The organism is Methylobacterium oxalidis (assembly GCF_007992195.1).
Taxonomy (GTDB): Bacteria; Pseudomonadota; Alphaproteobacteria; order Rhizobiales; family Beijerinckiaceae; genus Methylobacterium; species Methylobacterium oxalidis.
The window spans coordinates 23,402-37,879 of sequence record NZ_BJZU01000111.1 but is presented as its reverse complement, the minus strand read 5'-3'; the positions used below and the strand labels follow the sequence as shown (position 1 = coordinate 37,879).

General features: G+C 63.9%; 17 protein-coding genes. 8 read left to right on the top strand and 9 right to left on the bottom strand.

Features of this window, described 5'->3' with window-relative positions; all coding sequences use genetic code 11:
- Positions 1 to 1,203: 1,203 nt before the first annotated feature.
- The 4 genes from MOX02_RS23015 to MOX02_RS23000 all read right to left on the bottom strand — a co-directional run bounded on the left by MOX02_RS23015 (position 1,204) and on the right by MOX02_RS23000 (position 2,554).
- The gene (locus MOX02_RS23015; RefSeq protein WP_147028158.1) at positions 1,204 to 1,425 is read right to left on the bottom strand and encodes a hypothetical protein; all 222 of its coding nucleotides are present in this window, start codon (positions 1,423 to 1,425) and stop codon (positions 1,204 to 1,206) included.
- A gap of 14 nt (positions 1,426 to 1,439) precedes the next feature.
- The gene (locus tag MOX02_RS23010; RefSeq protein WP_147028157.1) at positions 1,440 to 1,670 is read right to left on the bottom strand and encodes a DUF6894 family protein; all 231 of its coding nucleotides are present in this window, start codon (positions 1,668 to 1,670) and stop codon (positions 1,440 to 1,442) included.
- Between the two features lie 308 nt (positions 1,671 to 1,978).
- Complete coding sequence (locus MOX02_RS23005) at positions 1,979 to 2,191, bottom strand: hypothetical protein (RefSeq protein ID WP_147028156.1); 213 nt, start codon at positions 2,189 to 2,191, stop codon at positions 1,979 to 1,981.
- Between the two features lie 3 nt (positions 2,192 to 2,194).
- Complete coding sequence (locus MOX02_RS23000) at positions 2,195 to 2,554, bottom strand: hypothetical protein (protein WP_147028155.1); 360 nt, start codon at positions 2,552 to 2,554, stop codon at positions 2,195 to 2,197.
- A gap of 1,271 nt (positions 2,555 to 3,825) precedes the next feature.
- On the opposite strand from MOX02_RS23000, the gene MOX02_RS31480 reads away from it, so the two are divergent.
- Both MOX02_RS31480 and MOX02_RS22990 read left to right on the top strand, forming a co-directional pair.
- The gene (locus tag MOX02_RS31480) at positions 3,826 to 3,969 is read left to right on the top strand and encodes a hypothetical protein (protein WP_170267966.1); all 144 of its coding nucleotides are present in this window, start codon (positions 3,826 to 3,828) and stop codon (positions 3,967 to 3,969) included.
- Positions 3,970 to 4,158: 189 nt separating this feature from the next.
- Positions 4,159 to 4,419: a hypothetical protein gene (locus tag MOX02_RS22990; protein WP_147028154.1), complete on the top strand. Its 261-nt coding sequence runs from the start codon at positions 4,159 to 4,161 to the stop codon at positions 4,417 to 4,419.
- Positions 4,420 to 4,775: 356 nt separating this feature from the next.
- Here MOX02_RS22990 and MOX02_RS22980 read toward each other — a convergent pair whose 3' ends face one another.
- Positions 4,776 to 5,390 (bottom strand): hypothetical protein, encoded by a 615-nt coding sequence (locus MOX02_RS22980; protein ID WP_174804959.1) that lies wholly within the window; start codon positions 5,388 to 5,390, stop codon positions 4,776 to 4,778.
- A 483-nt stretch (positions 5,391 to 5,873) separates the two neighbouring features.
- A complete protein-coding gene (locus tag MOX02_RS22975; protein WP_147028153.1) occupies positions 5,874 to 6,302 on the bottom strand; it encodes a hypothetical protein in 429 nt (142 codons plus the stop codon).
- 612 nt (positions 6,303 to 6,914) lie between these two features.
- Between MOX02_RS22975 and MOX02_RS22970 the strand changes: the two genes are divergently transcribed.
- From MOX02_RS22970 to MOX02_RS32350, 3 genes are all read left to right on the top strand, one after another.
- On the top strand, positions 6,915 to 7,601 hold the full coding sequence (locus tag MOX02_RS22970) for an AAA family ATPase (protein ID WP_147028152.1): 687 nt from the start codon (positions 6,915 to 6,917) through the stop codon (positions 7,599 to 7,601).
- Complete coding sequence (locus MOX02_RS22965; RefSeq protein ID WP_147028151.1) at positions 7,601 to 7,960, top strand: stability/partitioning determinant; 360 nt, start codon at positions 7,601 to 7,603, stop codon at positions 7,958 to 7,960. Before MOX02_RS22970 ends, MOX02_RS22965 begins: the two co-directional genes overlap by 1 nt.
- A gap of 737 nt (positions 7,961 to 8,697) precedes the next feature.
- Positions 8,698 to 8,916, top strand: coding sequence for a hypothetical protein (locus MOX02_RS32350; RefSeq protein WP_147028165.1), 219 nt, complete (start codon positions 8,698 to 8,700; stop codon positions 8,914 to 8,916).
- 7 nt (positions 8,917 to 8,923) lie between these two features.
- Here the strand turns inward: MOX02_RS32350 and MOX02_RS22955 are convergent, their stop codons facing one another.
- The 3 genes from MOX02_RS22955 to MOX02_RS22945 all read right to left on the bottom strand — a co-directional run bounded on the left by MOX02_RS22955 (position 8,924) and on the right by MOX02_RS22945 (position 12,375).
- Positions 8,924 to 9,469 carry a hypothetical protein gene (locus MOX02_RS22955; RefSeq protein WP_147028150.1) on the bottom strand — a complete coding sequence of 182 codons (546 nt, stop codon included), beginning with the start codon at positions 9,467 to 9,469 and terminating at the stop codon, positions 8,924 to 8,926.
- A gap of 1,763 nt (positions 9,470 to 11,232) precedes the next feature.
- Positions 11,233 to 12,129 carry a tyrosine-type recombinase/integrase gene (locus tag MOX02_RS22950; RefSeq protein ID WP_238179928.1) on the bottom strand — a complete coding sequence of 299 codons (897 nt, stop codon included), beginning with the start codon at positions 12,127 to 12,129 and terminating at the stop codon, positions 11,233 to 11,235.
- Positions 12,130 to 12,132: 3 nt separating this feature from the next.
- Complete coding sequence (locus MOX02_RS22945; protein WP_147028149.1) at positions 12,133 to 12,375, bottom strand: hypothetical protein; 243 nt, start codon at positions 12,373 to 12,375, stop codon at positions 12,133 to 12,135.
- Positions 12,376 to 12,525: 150 nt separating this feature from the next.
- Here MOX02_RS22945 and MOX02_RS22940 point away from each other — a divergent pair, with 150 nt between their 5' ends.
- The 3 genes from MOX02_RS22940 to MOX02_RS22930 all read left to right on the top strand — a co-directional run bounded on the left by MOX02_RS22940 (position 12,526) and on the right by MOX02_RS22930 (position 14,406).
- Entirely contained in the window at positions 12,526 to 12,735 is a 210-nt protein-coding gene (locus tag MOX02_RS22940; protein WP_238179929.1) for a helix-turn-helix domain-containing protein, read from the top strand.
- 189 nt (positions 12,736 to 12,924) lie between these two features.
- Positions 12,925 to 13,413, top strand: coding sequence for a Ros/MucR family transcriptional regulator (locus tag MOX02_RS22935; protein ID WP_373866779.1), 489 nt, complete (start codon positions 12,925 to 12,927; stop codon positions 13,411 to 13,413).
- 579 nt (positions 13,414 to 13,992) lie between these two features.
- Positions 13,993 to 14,406: a hypothetical protein gene (locus MOX02_RS22930; RefSeq protein ID WP_147028148.1), complete on the top strand. Its 414-nt coding sequence runs from the start codon at positions 13,993 to 13,995 to the stop codon at positions 14,404 to 14,406.
- The last annotated feature ends 72 nt before the right edge of the window (positions 14,407 to 14,478 follow it).

Genomic DNA, 14,478 nt, shown 5'->3' with positions numbered 1-14,478 from the left:
CGCTGGGGCATAGCCCAACAAACAATCGCAATACCGAACGTCCTGCCACAACGCTCTGCGACTAAGGCTGGCTGCTCCGGGATGCCTCCCCGCCAACCGCCTGCTGCCGAGGAACAGACAACCGGAAGAGTGCAGCTGACTCCTTCTCCGTACAGGAACCCCCTCCATCAAGCGCGGTAGTTCCGATAGGGCCGCGCGCGAGCATGGCGGCGGGGCTCTACTCAGTGCCAATCCTAGCGCTTGGAGATGCCCGGATGCGCTCCTGTCTTCTAGCAACCGCCACAGCGGCCCTCCTTCTGATGGTCCCCGTCTCGGCATCGGCGCAGTACGGCAGAGGCGGAGGCTACTGCCGGGAGCTTCGGCTTGCCTGCGAGAACAAGGACGTCCTGGGTGAGCGCGGGCAGGGCAATTGCCGGCGCTACCGCGAAGAGTGTGGACGTCCCTCGCGTCGCGATGTCTGCGCGGAACTCCGACGGGCCTGCCTCTACAAGGATGAGCTGGGCGAGCGTGGCCGTGGCAACTGCCGTGAGTACCGCGAAACCTGCCGGTAGGCCGAACCAGTTGCGTAGACTCAATTTGTGGAGAGCTCAGATGCGTAAGGTCCTTCTCGCGGCAGCTTGCCTTCTTGTGCTGCCCCTTCCAGTGCTCGCTCAAAGCTCATCACGCGACGATGACAGAGACAGATCATACGACCGCGGCGACAGCAGAAGAGATGATGCGCGCTATCGCCCGAATGAGGATTGGGAGCGGTCCCATCGCCGCCGCTATGGAGACGACGCATCCGGGGGAGGCTCCTCGTTTCACATGAAGATGGGTGATGCGAAGATCCATGTCCGATGCGGCCCTCGCGAGACGCTGAAGGACTGCGTGGACGCCGCCACCACCCTGCTCGACAAAGCACGCTCGCTGCCAGCGACAGGAAGCGCGAACACGGGATCCGGAACTGCGCCATCGAGGCCTTAGTCGGTAGGCCGGCTAGCGGCGGTCTGGAGCCTCGCGTTCCGCTGGACGGCTTTAGGGAAGAGGGTTTATCTGAACGCCTGTACGCGCGATGGGCTCCGCAGTCGTCGTGAGTATAGGAGCCGCCCGCGCAGACCCTTTCGCGGGCGGCTTTTCTATGTCTCTACTGGCGCAGCCAGCGCGGCGGGAATTTCGACTTCCGGAGACTGTCCGGAAGGACGTTTTCTGGTTCCATAAGCGCCCTTATGCGACAGGGGGGCGGCGCCTGATGTGAATTTCGCCGTCAGCCGCGGCAACTCGCAGGCGCTCCGCCTCGGCCGTATGGCGCTGCGCCTCCTTCAGGAGCGCCCAAGCAACCTCCTTCCGCCCCTTCTGGCGGAGGGTGTCCGCTGCCAGTGTGAACTCGAAGGCGAAGCTCTCGGCGCGCGCAATGGCGGAGAGGCGCTCATAGAGCGAGAGGCTCATGGCGGGGACGCAGTCTAGACGTCCTCGACGACCAGCAGGAGCGTCGCGGCCAGGAGGCGCTGCCCACCCTCGCAACGAACGTCCACGCGCACGTGGGCAGCATCTTTCGCATCGTCGCAGTGCCAGATCAGCCCCATCAGCGCGCGCCGCGCTTCGGCGCGAGCCGCTGATAGATCGGCAAGCTCTAAGCCATCCTCATCCTGCAGGAACACGCCGTCATGGATGTCGAAGAAGTAGCGCGGCATACGCTTCCACCCTGCCATTTGCGAGAGCGGGAGCAGAATAGAGACAGAAATGATGTAAGTATATTTGGCCAGATGCCATAGGCTGTCCAGCCTAAGGCCAAAGTACAATGGTGCAATTTAGGTATGCAAATGCACCAGCACGCGTATCACCGTTCGAGTCGTGCTGGGAGTTGTGGCTTGTCCGGTCTTCTGAGGTGCGGCCAGCGCATCGGTCGCTCCGGGTCGCTGAGCACGCTCCATACTGTGTCCTATGCGAAGGCCACTTGCGAGGTATGGCCCAGATCCGCGTCGCTTACCGGGCAGCCGCCTCAGGCTGCTTCCTTGAGCGGCGCGAAGCGCGCCAGCAGCCGAGCCACCTCGACCACCGTCCAGGTGCCCTTGCCCTTCACGGGCGGAATACCTCGCCCGTTCAGCCCTTTCGCGAGGCCGACGAGGGACGTGACACCGCTCGCTTGCAGCTCGCGTACAGCAGGCTCGAGCCGCCGGGCCTTCATCTGGGCGAGGGTCAGCTTCGTCGACATCTCTTATGCTTGCAGCTGGGGGCCACCCAGGCTGATCTGCTTCGACGTGACGGATCGTGCGCTCCCGCTGGCCAACACCGTGCCTTGCTGACGCGAGAGATCGTAGAGGGCGTTGCCGATCAGGCCGGCAACGCGGCGCAGCACCGAGCCGTCGCAGGTCGCTGCGATCCGCACTCCAAGCGTGAAGGTGTGGCTGCGGCCGTAGAGAAAGACCGCAAGCTGCGCTCTAGTCCGCTCCGGGAGAGTGCCAATGAGGTCCGGAACCATCTCAAGATCGGCCCGATAGATCCGTCCGAGCAAGTCGAGCGGCACAGGGCAGCCCGTATCCAGATCTTCTGCGGCAGTCAGGCCGGTGTAGGTCACAGCATCGCCCGCACATTGTGTGCGATCAGAGAAACGAGTTTACGGTTAACAGGACGTTACCGAGTTGCGGCTTGATTAACGAGATTGCATCCTGATCACATTGCACTGCGCTGCCTGAGGTTGCTTCTAGATCGTTGAAAATCGCTCAACGATTGCACTGATCGCGAAAAATATCAGCACGGCCAGCGCACCGAAAAGCAGCACAATGAGAATGGGATGGCGCATCTACCGGCCGATTTAGCCCGATGCGTCTGCCAATTACCTAACAAATGCTTAAGGAGATCGCTTGTGGCCTGTGGCAGGATGGTTTTTCCAAAGTGATTTGGGAGGCGCGGTGATGCTGTCGGTACTGACGCGAGCCACCCGCCCGCCGCGCCTTCTCCGCTTGCTCGGCGTTCGCTCCACGGATGAACTTCATTCCGTGCGGAACGAGGATCCTGAGGAGGCGGCCTTGCCCACGACGCCTCTCGGCCCACAGCACCCGACAACGCGGGACTTCATCCTCATGGCACAGACTGCACGCGCACGTGCGTTACCACGGCTGTAGCAGCCATTTGCGAGGGCATCGGCGGACGGAGACACAAGCGTAGTGCTGACTGCCGGCCCGACCGGCGGGAACGGGATGCACGCGTGCCGCAGAGATTCAGATCCTCAGCGCGCGGTGATCGACCCGACATGGACGACGCGGACCGAGCGCTCCTGCGTGGTCTGACCAAGGCGCGGCTGCGGCACGGCAGGCTTGGTCACATTATAGACCGACAGAGCGTGTGCGATCTGCTGCAGTGAAGACGTCGCGGCAGGCAGGGCTCAGCTTCGGCTTGGCGCGGCGCAAGCAGGCGGTGATGCCTGCCACGTCGGGGATCTCGCTGCTGCAGAGGCGCCAGACATCGGGCGTGCAGGCTGCACGCTGCAGGGCGGTCGTATCAGCAAATCCAGGAATTATACTACCCAATACAATGATGGGTACACAGAGGCTCAGGACAGGTAAGCGCACGTACTTCCTCCCATTTATGGCAAATTTTTTATTGTTTATCCAGCCAATGACCCACTCACTCTCGACGCAGTGCTTCTGACACCGCCCGAGGCAGCTCCTGACTAGGGACTTCCGGGCACAAGGATAACGGCCAAGCTTGCAGAACGTTCCATCAGGTACAGGAGAGCCGGCCCTCTCGCGCTGGCAAACACGAGCCTGTCGTCAGGGCAGTTGACCTTCGATCGGCTGAAGGCTGCCCGTGCGTAGATCACGCAGGAGCGCGACGCGTTGCACCGCCATGCGCAACCTTCGCTGGAACTGGACTGTGCTCTGGTTGCGCGGCGACAGAGAACCGCAATACCTCTTCACGGCACCTTCGCGCGTGCTCGCGCAGAACGTGCGCCGTCGCGTGGTCACCCTGCACCTCCAGGGCAGCCGCTGACCTCTCAAGGTCCTGAATTGCGCGGTTCGACTCGTCGTGCATCCACCTACAGTAAGTTAGTAGTTGCGCGACGCAACGAATAAAGCTTGCGCACAATCTATTGTATTGGATTGTACCAAGCACTACGCTGTAATGCAGTGCAGCATGTCGGCAACAGACCGATCGTTAAGAATGTCTTAACAATTCGGCATGACACTCGAACATTCTGCCGGCGCACGCGCCCTCGCCGCCCTCGCGCATTACTGGCACTTGCAGGGGCTGCCGGAGGATCACGGCAAGGTGGCATGCATCATCGAGGCGCTGAAACAGCGGCGGAGCCACGGCTACGCTGATTGGCGGGAACTGCTCGATGATGCGCTCTCCGACATCGGCTGCACCGTAGACTGGGACGGGCAGACAGTGCGGGACATCATTGCTTGGGGCAGGTCTGTAGGTTTCAAGCGGAGCTGATCGAGCCGATGGTCCGCTCCTCACGCGAGATGTCGGTCACATCTCGATAGGTGGCCACGGCAAGGCCGGCCGGGGGCTGTTCGCACCCGTGACAGCGCACACGCCGCGCCACTTCGACCACATCTTCGTTGGGCTCTGCGTCGAGCTCTTCCCACGTCTGGTGGGTTCCGCTCCCACACTGCGGACAGCGCAGGATACGCAAGCCGCGGTAGCCACTCGCGCGCCAGTCTGAGACCGTGCGTACCGGCGCCAAGGTCATGCAGCCTCTCTTCGAGTTTGGAAGGAGGCGGCTCATACCCGCGCTCGGTGACAAGCTGAAGTCGGCTGCGTTCGGCATACCGCACGCGCGTCTGCACCTACCGCATAGCTTGAGCCCTCGGCTTCGTCTGCCTCTGCCTCGCAGATCCGCTGCCTGGCGGTAGGCGAGATTGGCTCGCGGCGACCGCCTCTCCCTTCCGAAAACCATTGATTTCCGTGGTGCTCAGATTCTTGAACCCTATGCCCTTGGGTCCGCGGGTCAGCCACTGCCGCCATTCGCGGTCGATGACCGTGACGCGGTTCGGCAGGTTTTTGGCGCCCGTGAGCCGGCGCTCCTCGATCTCGATCATGCCGAGCCGTCGGGCGAGCCGGAGGGCGTTCTGCGCCGTCGTGCGGCCCACCCCTGCCCTCGCGGCGATCGCGTCGAGCGGTAGGACGCAGCGGCCCTTGTCCCGGCACTCGTCGCCGACGATCCGGAGCACGGCCGCCTCGCCCGTGGTAAACCGTGCTGCGAGAGCCGGGGGCATAGGGCCGGAGGCAGCGAGGCGGCGGCGGCGCTCGATCGCTACGGAGCGCACAGGCGGCCGCTGGATCTTCCGGGGTAGTGGACTTCGTAATTTTACGTAAGCCGATCCGGTGAGCGTCTGAGCGGCTCCTACGGCCTTCCTGAGCTCGATCAGGCCAGACAGCTCCTCGGCCTCGGCCTCGCTCACCTGCCCTGCTCGGAAGGCACGCCAGAGCAGGGCGGTGAGTTCGGGCAGCTTCACACGGGGTGCAGCCTCGATGGCCTCCCGGATTTGAGCAGCAAACATTGTTCGGGCCCTTTGCGGGCCACGGCAGGGCGACGAGTGATGCCGGTCAGGCACACCCGTCCACAAGGCAAAGCAGAACCGTCGGCGGAATTGGCGTTCCGCCTTGACCCTCTAGGGCCCCTGTGAGACTGTTGGGGAGTGATTGTACCCGCTGGTCTCTATGGGATCGGTCCTCGGCCTCGAAGGTTGGCGCCTTCGGGGCCGATGCTTTTTCAGGTGGTCGCTTCCGTGGCGGCTGATCTCCTGGTGGCGCACGCGGCGCTGTAACGGTCGAGGGTGGCTGCCGGCGCTGAGTCCGTCAACCAGCCAGGCTACCAGCCGGCACAGTTAATCGATCGTTAAAGGCGCGGTGTGGCGCTCGAACCGCTCACACATCCTGCGCGCCTACGCGTAGGGGCCGCGGAACAGGTCTCCGAGTGCCTTCCGCCGGAACAGCGTGGCCCACCGTCTCCGTCGATGCTCCGGGCGGTCGTGCAGCATGTGACACCGCTGGCAGAAGGCAGCGAGGTTCGCACCCGTGTTGTTGGTGGTGTCGTGATCGCGGTGGGCGGTCGCCAGCACGACCTTTGTGCGCCTCATGCCGGCTAGGAGATCTTCGGCCCTGGGTGGCTCTCTGACCGCCCTGCCCTGTCCGTCGCGCCACGCGCCGATCTCGGCATCCCACCAGCGGCCGTCACCGAGGCAGTAGACGTGCTGCCCATGCGGCCGACCGCAGCCCTCGCAGCAGCCTCCGGCACGACGGAAGCGGATCGCGGCGGAGAGCTGCGGCCAGTCGATGGGGTAGAAGAAGCGGTGCTCGCGCCGGATCGGCATGAAGGTTCGGTCCGGCGGAGGATTGCGACTGTTTTGGTTGGCCGTCTTACCCTAGCGGCAAGGTAGCCGCCTCGGCGATCGCACTTTGCCGGAATGTATCGCCGGCCTCCGCGCTCTTGAACGAGAAACGCGCGTGGTCTGCCCCAATCCGCCCCCAGATCCAATCATCCCCGCACGACCCGACGCGCCAGGCGTGTGACATCCGCTCCGGCAGAGCGTCGTCGGAACACGGGACTACGACGATGTAGGGGAACTTGGTCGAGGTAGCTTCCATCGGCTTGCGCTCCGATCTGAGGTGAGGCTCCGAAAAGGGTGTTCGCGCGACGTGTGTAGCCGACAACAGTCAAGCTTATCTGTCAACCTCGCCGGCCGAGGTGCCAATTGGTGCTGGCTGTGTTGTCTATTTGCTTCAAAAATCCGGTTAGCAGCGAGAGCCAAAATTCAGAAAACATTAAGCTTTTTGCGATTGAGGCGAGCGTTGGCTAGCTGGTAGCTACTGGCTAGCTACCAGCTAGCGATCCGATAGCTAGCCAGTAGCTGGGCGGTAGCTGTTAGCTATCTGGTAACCTTTTCCGGCGAGGATCCTCCTCTGCGCGCTCAGGAGGAGGCGACATGCCCGTCATTGCGTTTGCCAACCCCAAGGGAGGAGCCGGAAAGACGACCACGGCACTCCTCCTCGCCACCGAACTCGCCGCCAAGGGCGCCGCTGTCGCTATCATCGACGCAGATCCGGAGAAGTGGATCAGCCAATGGTCCCGGCTCCCAGGCAAGCCGGACAACGTCACCATCATCGCGGACGTAACCGAGGATAGCGTGGTCGATGCGATCGAGGCCGCGGAGCGCGTCGCACAGTTCGTGATCGTGGACTTGGAGGGAACGGCTAGCCTGATGGTGTCCAACGCCATCGGCATGTCGGATCTCGTGATCATCCCGGTCCAGGGCTCGTCCATGGACGCGAAAGGGGGCGCCAAGACGATCCGCCTCATCCGCAACCAAGAGAAAATGTCCCGGCGCAAGATCGCTCATGCTGTTGTGCTGACTCGCACCGGGGCGGCTGTCACATCGCGAGCCCTGCGCAACGTCTCCGAACAGCTGCAGGCCGGCGGCGTCGAAGTCTTCGCCACACCGATCGTTGAGCGAGCGGCCTACCGGGACCTGTTTGACTACGGCGGCACCCTCAAAGGGCTTAGCGGGTCGCAGGTGAGCAACCTGGACAAAGCTATCCAGAACGCCCGCGAGTTCGCTGGAGAGGCCATCAGCAAGCTGCGAGCTGCAACTGGGACGAGGGTAGCCGCCTGATGAGCGCGATCGCGAAGGATCGCCCGCCCCTGGGCTTCGGTGATGAGCTTGACGATTTTGACCCCGCAGCTTGGACGAAGCCGTCGGCACCAATTGCCAAGCCAGTGCCTGAGCAAACGCGCCACGCCGCTGAGGCCGCCGGCTTCCGCAGCCGGGAGCCTGCGAAGATAGAGGCGGCACACAGTCCTGCTCCTCAGCAGCGGCGCCGCCGCACAGGGCGAAACGTGCAGTTCAACATCAAGACCCGCGCGGAGACGATCGAGGCTTTCACGCGGATCGCCGACACAAACGGGTGGGGCCTCGGTGAGACATTCGAGCGGGCCACCGAACTCCTCGAGCGCGCGCAAACTACCCGGTAGCTATCGGATAGCTGTTTGGTAGCCGCTAGCTACCGGGTAGCCAACCACGACAGTTCGGAGGCTGAAGCCATGATCACGGTCGCTTTCCTCGCGATGCTCCTCAGCGCGCTTAGTGCGGCCGTAGCTGGAGCGATCAGGTAGTGAGTTCGGCCGACGCTATACGCTCTGAGGGTCAAGAACGCGGAGCTTAGCCTCCAGCTTACAGAGATACAGGAGCAGCTTGTCGGAATGGCCATGTATCCGATGCATGACGCGCTTCACACCGCCATCGCAGAGGCACTGAGTGAGGCTGGATACTTATCGACGAGCGTTGTCACCGAGAAAACTACAGGCCGGATCGCGCCTCTGCGAAACCAAAACGCCGGCGTGACTCAGCTGCGCAGAGCCCATTGGCTTCCTCTGCTGGCTGCTGTCGGGAGCTGGGGCGCGCTCTCGCTCGGCATCGTGGTGTGCATCCAGGATGAGCTTGCAGCGCGCTCGAGCAACAGGGTCTCGGCACATTCCCGCTTTGAGCCTGCTCCGCCGACGCCCCGTTGATGCTCGGCTAACCGCCTCACCGCACTCTGACCACAGGCCACGTTGCGTACCGGCCCGATCCCCGTCGTGTGGACACGACACGCCCCGCCAGCCCGTGATCAGATCGGGCGGCGGGGCAGCTTCATCTTCAGCCGATCGGCTCAGTCCAGCCAGCACCGTGAGGCCTTGGTGGCGCCGTCATGCAGGCTGATGGCAGCTCGATGACGGATGACCCGAGACTGGCGGCTGAGTTGCTCGCCCTCGCCACGGAGAACGCCGAGCTGCGCCTTCAGCTTGCCGAGGCGCAGGAGCAGTGCGTCGAGATGGCCGTCGATGCCGGCGAGCTTCACGCCGAGATCGAGACGCTTCGGGAACGGCTCGCGGAAGTCGAGCGTGAGCGCGACGAGCGGCATCGTGTCAAGGATCGCGCTGTCGCGTAGGCAGTCCTCAACCCACACGCGCAGCTCTCTCCGACATCGTGACCTGCCCAGCTTTGAGGGCAGCTCCCTCGCCATCGAGCTCTGCCTCGAGTTGCTGCGCGGCCTCGGCTTCTCCGTCACGCTGAGCAGTCCACAAGCGCACCTGCCGCCACCACACACCTCCAGGCACAACGTGCCTGTGGCAGCGGCCGCCAGGGGAAATCTCCTTGCGCAACTCCACTTCGGTACAGCCGCCCGTGCAGCGCGGATCGTTGCTCTGGTAGTCGTTGCGCGGGTCCGCCTTGAGCCGCCCCGTGGCGTATGAGAGCACGTTGTAGCGGTTGAAGAAGACGAGGCGCCCGCCGAGACCGCCACCGCGGAGCCAAGCAAGTCCGGTCTCCGGCATGCACAGCTTCTTCGCGGCCCGGCTCATCGCGACGCGGTGCTTCTTCTCGATGCGGCCGAGCCCTGGGTAGGCGCGCTCTATCAGTTCCTGGGATGTGAACGCGTTGTCGGTCTCCGCCTCGAAGGCGGCGAGGACAGCACGCTGGATCTTGCCAGATCCTGGTCTCATGAGCGTTTCCTTACTCCCCAGCGTGCCGCTCGGAGAACGCTCCTTGCCCGAGCGGCGGACGTGGCAGCGGGATCGGCTTTGGGCACAAGCCGTTGTTTTCCAACAGCTGGACTGCCGCCGTTAGCCTCGGCGCGCACTGCCAGGCGAAGCTGCTACCAGCGTGCTCGTTCAGCAGCGTCGGCTGCGAGGAGGTCGCATGATGAGGACAGCTGCACTCCTGATCGCATTCAGCGCAGTCATCGGCACTGTGCAGGCAGCGCCGCCTGGACACCGACAGCCGACGCCGGAGTCACTGGGAGCTGCGGGCGCGCCAGTAAGCCCGCCCGCGGCGAATGCGCCCGGTCAGCCTGCGGACAAGGCTGCCCGAGAGACGGCTGAAACGACGAAGCGCAACGAGGCTGCGCGCACCGCACAGGACAAGCGGTGGGACGCTCACACGAAGCGGGCCATGGGCGGCATCTGCCGGGGCTGCTGAGCCGTTCCAGGTCGCACCAGGGACGGGAAGAAAGGCCGCGGCGAGCGGCAGGGCGAGTACAATCTTCTCCGAACGGAACGGACTGCGCACAAAATCGCCACCTCCCGGTGGACGATGAAAGATGATGCTTGCTGGTAGAACGGAGCACCCGCTACAAGCCTGCCACCCAGACAGAAAAAGGGCCGCCCAGTGAGAGCGGCCCGCAGTCTAGGGAGGAAACGCCCAAGAAGGGCCAGCGCGGCGACGCCATCGCCGCGCTGTCTCCATGGCATATCCCACGGTGCCTTCGGCGCACAATCAAACTTTAGTTTGCGCTGTCATACCAGCCGCGCATGGCCAAGCCTGCGGCTGCCGGCTGCGCTCTGCCTGGGCATAGAGATCTGGATGGCTGAGGTTTGTCGCTGACGCGAAGAAGCCGGCTGCGGGTCAGGCGAGCGAAGCTCCCCCTCCCGATCTGCAGCCGGCCAACGACAAAGAGAGCCCGCGAAGACTCGTCAGAATAACGGCGCTGATCGCCGACGGTTCAGGACTGCGCGGAGGCCAAAGAGACGCGCTGCGCCGGCTCACCGCGTGCGATGCAGAGCAAGGGGAAAATGGAGAACGCAGCCTTGCTCACTGGCGTGATAGCTCAGCCTACAGGAGCCGGGGCGGTCGCAGAGCTTTGGCCAGCAGCTTGAGGAGTCATCATCCGCACCACGATCCCTATTGTGTCACCCTCCTGAAGATCCCTCCCAGCGGGTACAGTAGTTGCCGCGATGACCTCTCCGGTGCTGTCCGCTACGTTGACTGTCGTGCCAATGAGGTTGCTGACCGAACCGCACGCTTCAACTGGCGCGGCGACCCAAAACGCGTTCTTACCGAGCAGGTGAGCACCGGGCTTTACAATCTCAGCGACCCACATTGGAGCAGTCCTCTCAATTGCGCCGATTAAAGATCAAGCAGCGTGCTGACACCTCGCTGCCGGACTATCCATATGCATCGCGCAAAGTATTAATGGCAATCATCCCTAATGCCTATTTCAAACTACAAATTGTGTTAAACCGCTTCGGGAGGTCATCTCTTTTCTTGAATTCAAGTGCCGCATTCCCAGGCAAGAGGCACGGGCAGAGCAAACGGCCCGCTCCGGCTGCTGACCGCCACTCGGAGCACGTCTGTCACTCTTCCAGTAGGAACTCACCGAGCTTACCCGTGCGCGATGTACGGCCCCAAGACGCTTTCAGGACCGATCTGAGATCTCCTCGGAGTCCCGGCAGCCTGCCCTCAAGCGCCGCAGCGGGAGCGGGTCCTCCTAGACGCCGAGGTAGCGGGCGGAACTGTCGGAGGGCCGGGCGTGCAGGTAGCGCCCGGTGGTCGCGACCGAGGCATGTCCCAGCGTCGCCTGCACCAGGTGGACGGGCGCGCCGCGGTCGAGGGCGTGGCTGGCGTGGGCGTGCCGTAGCCAGTGGGCCGATACCTCGGGTGATAGCCCGGCTCGCACCGCGGCCGCCTTCACGACCCGGTGCACGGCGCTGGCGTCGAGGGGGCCACCGCCCTTGCGCGAGCGAAACACCGGGTCGTCCGGTCCTGCCGCGCCGCGGAGCGCGTCGAGCAGCGCCCAGGTCTTGGCCGAGAGCAGCACGACCCGGGTCTTGCCGCCCTTGCCGTAGACGGTCGCTTGCCCGGCCGCGTCGCGGGCGACAAGGTCGCGCCAGCGTAGGCCGCAGGCTTCCGAGATACGCAGGCCAGCGCCGTAGAGGAGCGTGAGGAGCGCCCGGTTGCGGGGGCTCGGCTCCAGGGCGAGCGCGCGCACGACCTCGCCCTGGTCGAGGATGCGCTCGGCCAGTGTGTTCTTGACCGAGGGTGCCTTCACGGCCGCGCCGACGTTCAGGGGCAGGTAGCCGGTCTGGGCCGCGAAGGAGAGCAGGGACTTGACCACGGCCACGGCGTTCGCCCGGGTGGCCGAGGCGCGACCGTCGAGGCTCTCGATGTAGCCGAGCACGTCGCCGAGGGTGACGGCTGCGAGCGGCTTGCCGACGTGGCGCCGGAAGGCTTCGGCCTGCCGGGCGTAGTTCCGGCGCGTGTGCGGGCTGGCCTGCCGGCCGAGCCAGAGATCCACGAAGGCGGCGTCCGGCTCGGCCTCGCGCACGACGAAATCTGTGCGGGGCTCGGCGGCAGGCTCGATCAGCGCAGGAAGCCGGACAGGCACGGCTCAGTCCCAATCCTGGCTGTTGAGTTCGCAGGCGCCGGCCATCTTCTGCGCGATGGCGGACATCGCCTCATCGAGCGAGGCGTGCAGCAGCGCGACGCCGCGGAGTTGGCTCGCCGGCTCCGGCTCGATCACGAAGGAGGAGGCGTTCGCGGATTTGTGGATCGTGCCGAGATGACGGCCGAGGCGGTCATCGAGGCTCCAGGCCGTCCCGCAAGAACCGGTCGGGTTGACGATGACGTCCATGTCCATCTCCGAACGCAAGATAATGGCTCTTGTCTTGCGTTCGAGAGCAGGCGTCAAGCGGCACCGAAGGCCGTCTGGCGCAGGGTCGCGCATCAGGCTGCAGCGGGTGCGGAACGAGCAGCGCCAGACCTAGATGCGTAGCTCGCGCTGGTGCGCACCCTGCTGGCTGAGGGAACTGACGTCTCGGCTGCTGCGAAGGCCACGGACCTGACGCGGCAGACGGTCTGCCGGAACTGGCGTGATCCCACGGAGGCTGAAGCTGCGCTCGCGCTGGGCAGCGTGACTACCCCTGCCATTCTGCGAGGTCAATCACGTGCCTTAGGATCACCAGGAGCGGCAGCCCTAGCGCCGGCGAATTAGGGTCGGAGCGGGCGTAATTGCCCACGTTGATCTGCTTGCCCTTGCCATCAAAAATAATTATTCTGTAGTCGAATGATTTTACCTAACTGTTCGTACGGTTAAATTTCTAATATCTGTTTCCAAATTTCTGTGCGCTGTCGCATGATCAACTGAGGGGCCTAGAACCTCAAAAGTCATCTGGAGGGCGCCGTGGACGAGATCACCTCACTGGCAGACACGAGCATGATCGAGAAGGCGGCCGAGATCGTGTCCGCCTACGTCTCGAACAACTCTGTGCGGGCAGCTGACCTGCCGGAGTTGATTGCCTCCGTGCACGCGACGCTCGGAAACCTAGGCAAGCCAGCCGTCTCAGCTGAGCCGCAGGTTGAGACGCTCACGCCAGCGCAGATCAAGAAGTCGGTGACGCCTGACGCGATCTACAGTTTCATCGATGGCAAGCCCTACAAGACGCTCAAGCGGCACCTGACGAAGCACGGCATCTCATTCGAGGCGTACAGGGCGCGCTACGGCTTGCCGGTGGACTATCCGTCTACGGCGGCGAGCTACTCGGCCAAACGCTCGGAACTCGCCAGGACCCTGGGTCTCGGTCAGGTCAACAGAGACAGGAGTGAGGCGGCGCGATCGGCCTCCAGGACCAGCAAGGAAAGGCGCAAGGAGGAAGCTGCCACGGCAGAGTGAGCGGCCCGCGCCGGCCTGGCGAGCCTGTTCTGGTCAGCGGCTTCGGCGCCCTGCAGATCCTGAACCCGCGGCTCTCGCTGTGTTGTGCCACCGCCGAGTGGCTGGGTCACCGAACCGAACGGGCGGGATGGGTGCGATTTCCAGGGATTAGGCCCAACCCAGCAACCGTCGCCAATTGCCCGCAAGCATCAGTTGTGCATCATCAATGCTGCGATGCGGCGGAGCCTTCTGCTGTGTTCGCAGCGGGCTGGACGGCAGATGAGGGGCTGTCGTCTAGCCCGTTCGCTCGATTGAACTTGCATTAGTGCCGATGGCGTATTTTATACCGGCGCCCCGGCACATGCTGGTGCGCGGTCGCCGGCGGGTAACGGCTTCCCCCTCAACCGATTGCCCGTCGGCGATCAAGGCGTCGGACTGAAGATGCCGACCGCACCCCTGTTCGGAGAGAGCGCCGGCTCCCGTTCCGCACCACCATGGAGTGGGCTGAGCTGCTGAAGCACTGACGCAGTGGTAACTCGGCTCGGCCACACTGAGGATTGTGCTCCGAGAACGGAGCACGGCGCCGCTCAGGAGCAGTCGATGACGAACACGCGACGGAGTTTGCTCCTCGCTCTTACAGCAGTGCCCGTGGTGACAGGTACCGCAGCCCTGGCGACCATCGGTGATGAGGCCGATGCGGGCTTGATCCAGGATTGCCGAGCCCTGATGGTTCTCGAGGCTGAGGCTGATCCAACTGATGAAAGCCCGAAACCAGACGACGTCGATGAGCGCCGGGACCAGCTCGTCGATGCAATCGTCAGCGCAAGAGCCTTGACCCGAGGAGGCCTGTCCGCACGCGCCCAAGCGCTTGAGGTGTTTGCTGCGCCTCGGTGGGTGGCCGCGAGCGAGACGAGCACCGAGGATCGGCTCTTGGCGGCGCTGCTCAGGGATCTGGGGGCGGAGACCAGTGACGGAGCAGCGTGTGCTCCGCCGGGATCAACCACGGCCATTTAGGGACACAGCGTCCTACCATCATGAGAGGCCGACCGCATTCAAGCTCAGCAATGCTGACGATGCTGCGACGTG

What these genes read in the sequence shown, in the direction of transcription:
- MOX02_RS23015 (WP_147028158.1), bottom strand. Translation starts at nt 1,425, where the DNA reads ATGAGCCTCTCGCTCTATGAGCGCCTCTCCGCCATTGCGCGCGCCGAG.
- MOX02_RS23010 (WP_147028157.1), bottom strand. Translation starts at nt 1,670, where the DNA reads ATGCCGCGCTACTTCTTCGACATCCATGACGGCGTGTTCCTGCAGGAT.
- MOX02_RS23005 (WP_147028156.1), bottom strand. Translation starts at nt 2,191, where the DNA reads ATGTCGACGAAGCTGACCCTCGCCCAGATGAAGGCCCGGCGGCTCGAG.
- MOX02_RS31480 (WP_170267966.1), top strand. Translation starts at nt 3,826, where the DNA reads ATGCGCAACCTTCGCTGGAACTGGACTGTGCTCTGGTTGCGCGGCGAC.
- MOX02_RS22990 (WP_147028154.1), top strand. Translation starts at nt 4,159, where the DNA reads ATGACACTCGAACATTCTGCCGGCGCACGCGCCCTCGCCGCCCTCGCG.
- MOX02_RS22975 (WP_147028153.1), bottom strand. Translation starts at nt 6,302, where the DNA reads ATGCCGATCCGGCGCGAGCACCGCTTCTTCTACCCCATCGACTGGCCG.
- MOX02_RS22970 (WP_147028152.1), top strand. Translation starts at nt 6,915, where the DNA reads ATGCCCGTCATTGCGTTTGCCAACCCCAAGGGAGGAGCCGGAAAGACG.
- MOX02_RS22965 (WP_147028151.1), top strand. Translation starts at nt 7,601, where the DNA reads ATGAGCGCGATCGCGAAGGATCGCCCGCCCCTGGGCTTCGGTGATGAG.
- MOX02_RS32350 (WP_147028165.1), top strand. Translation starts at nt 8,698, where the DNA reads ATGACGGATGACCCGAGACTGGCGGCTGAGTTGCTCGCCCTCGCCACG.
- MOX02_RS22955 (WP_147028150.1), bottom strand. Translation starts at nt 9,469, where the DNA reads ATGAGACCAGGATCTGGCAAGATCCAGCGTGCTGTCCTCGCCGCCTTC.
- MOX02_RS22945 (WP_147028149.1), bottom strand. Translation starts at nt 12,375, where the DNA reads ATGGACGTCATCGTCAACCCGACCGGTTCTTGCGGGACGGCCTGGAGC.
- MOX02_RS22930 (WP_147028148.1), top strand. Translation starts at nt 13,993, where the DNA reads ATGACGAACACGCGACGGAGTTTGCTCCTCGCTCTTACAGCAGTGCCC.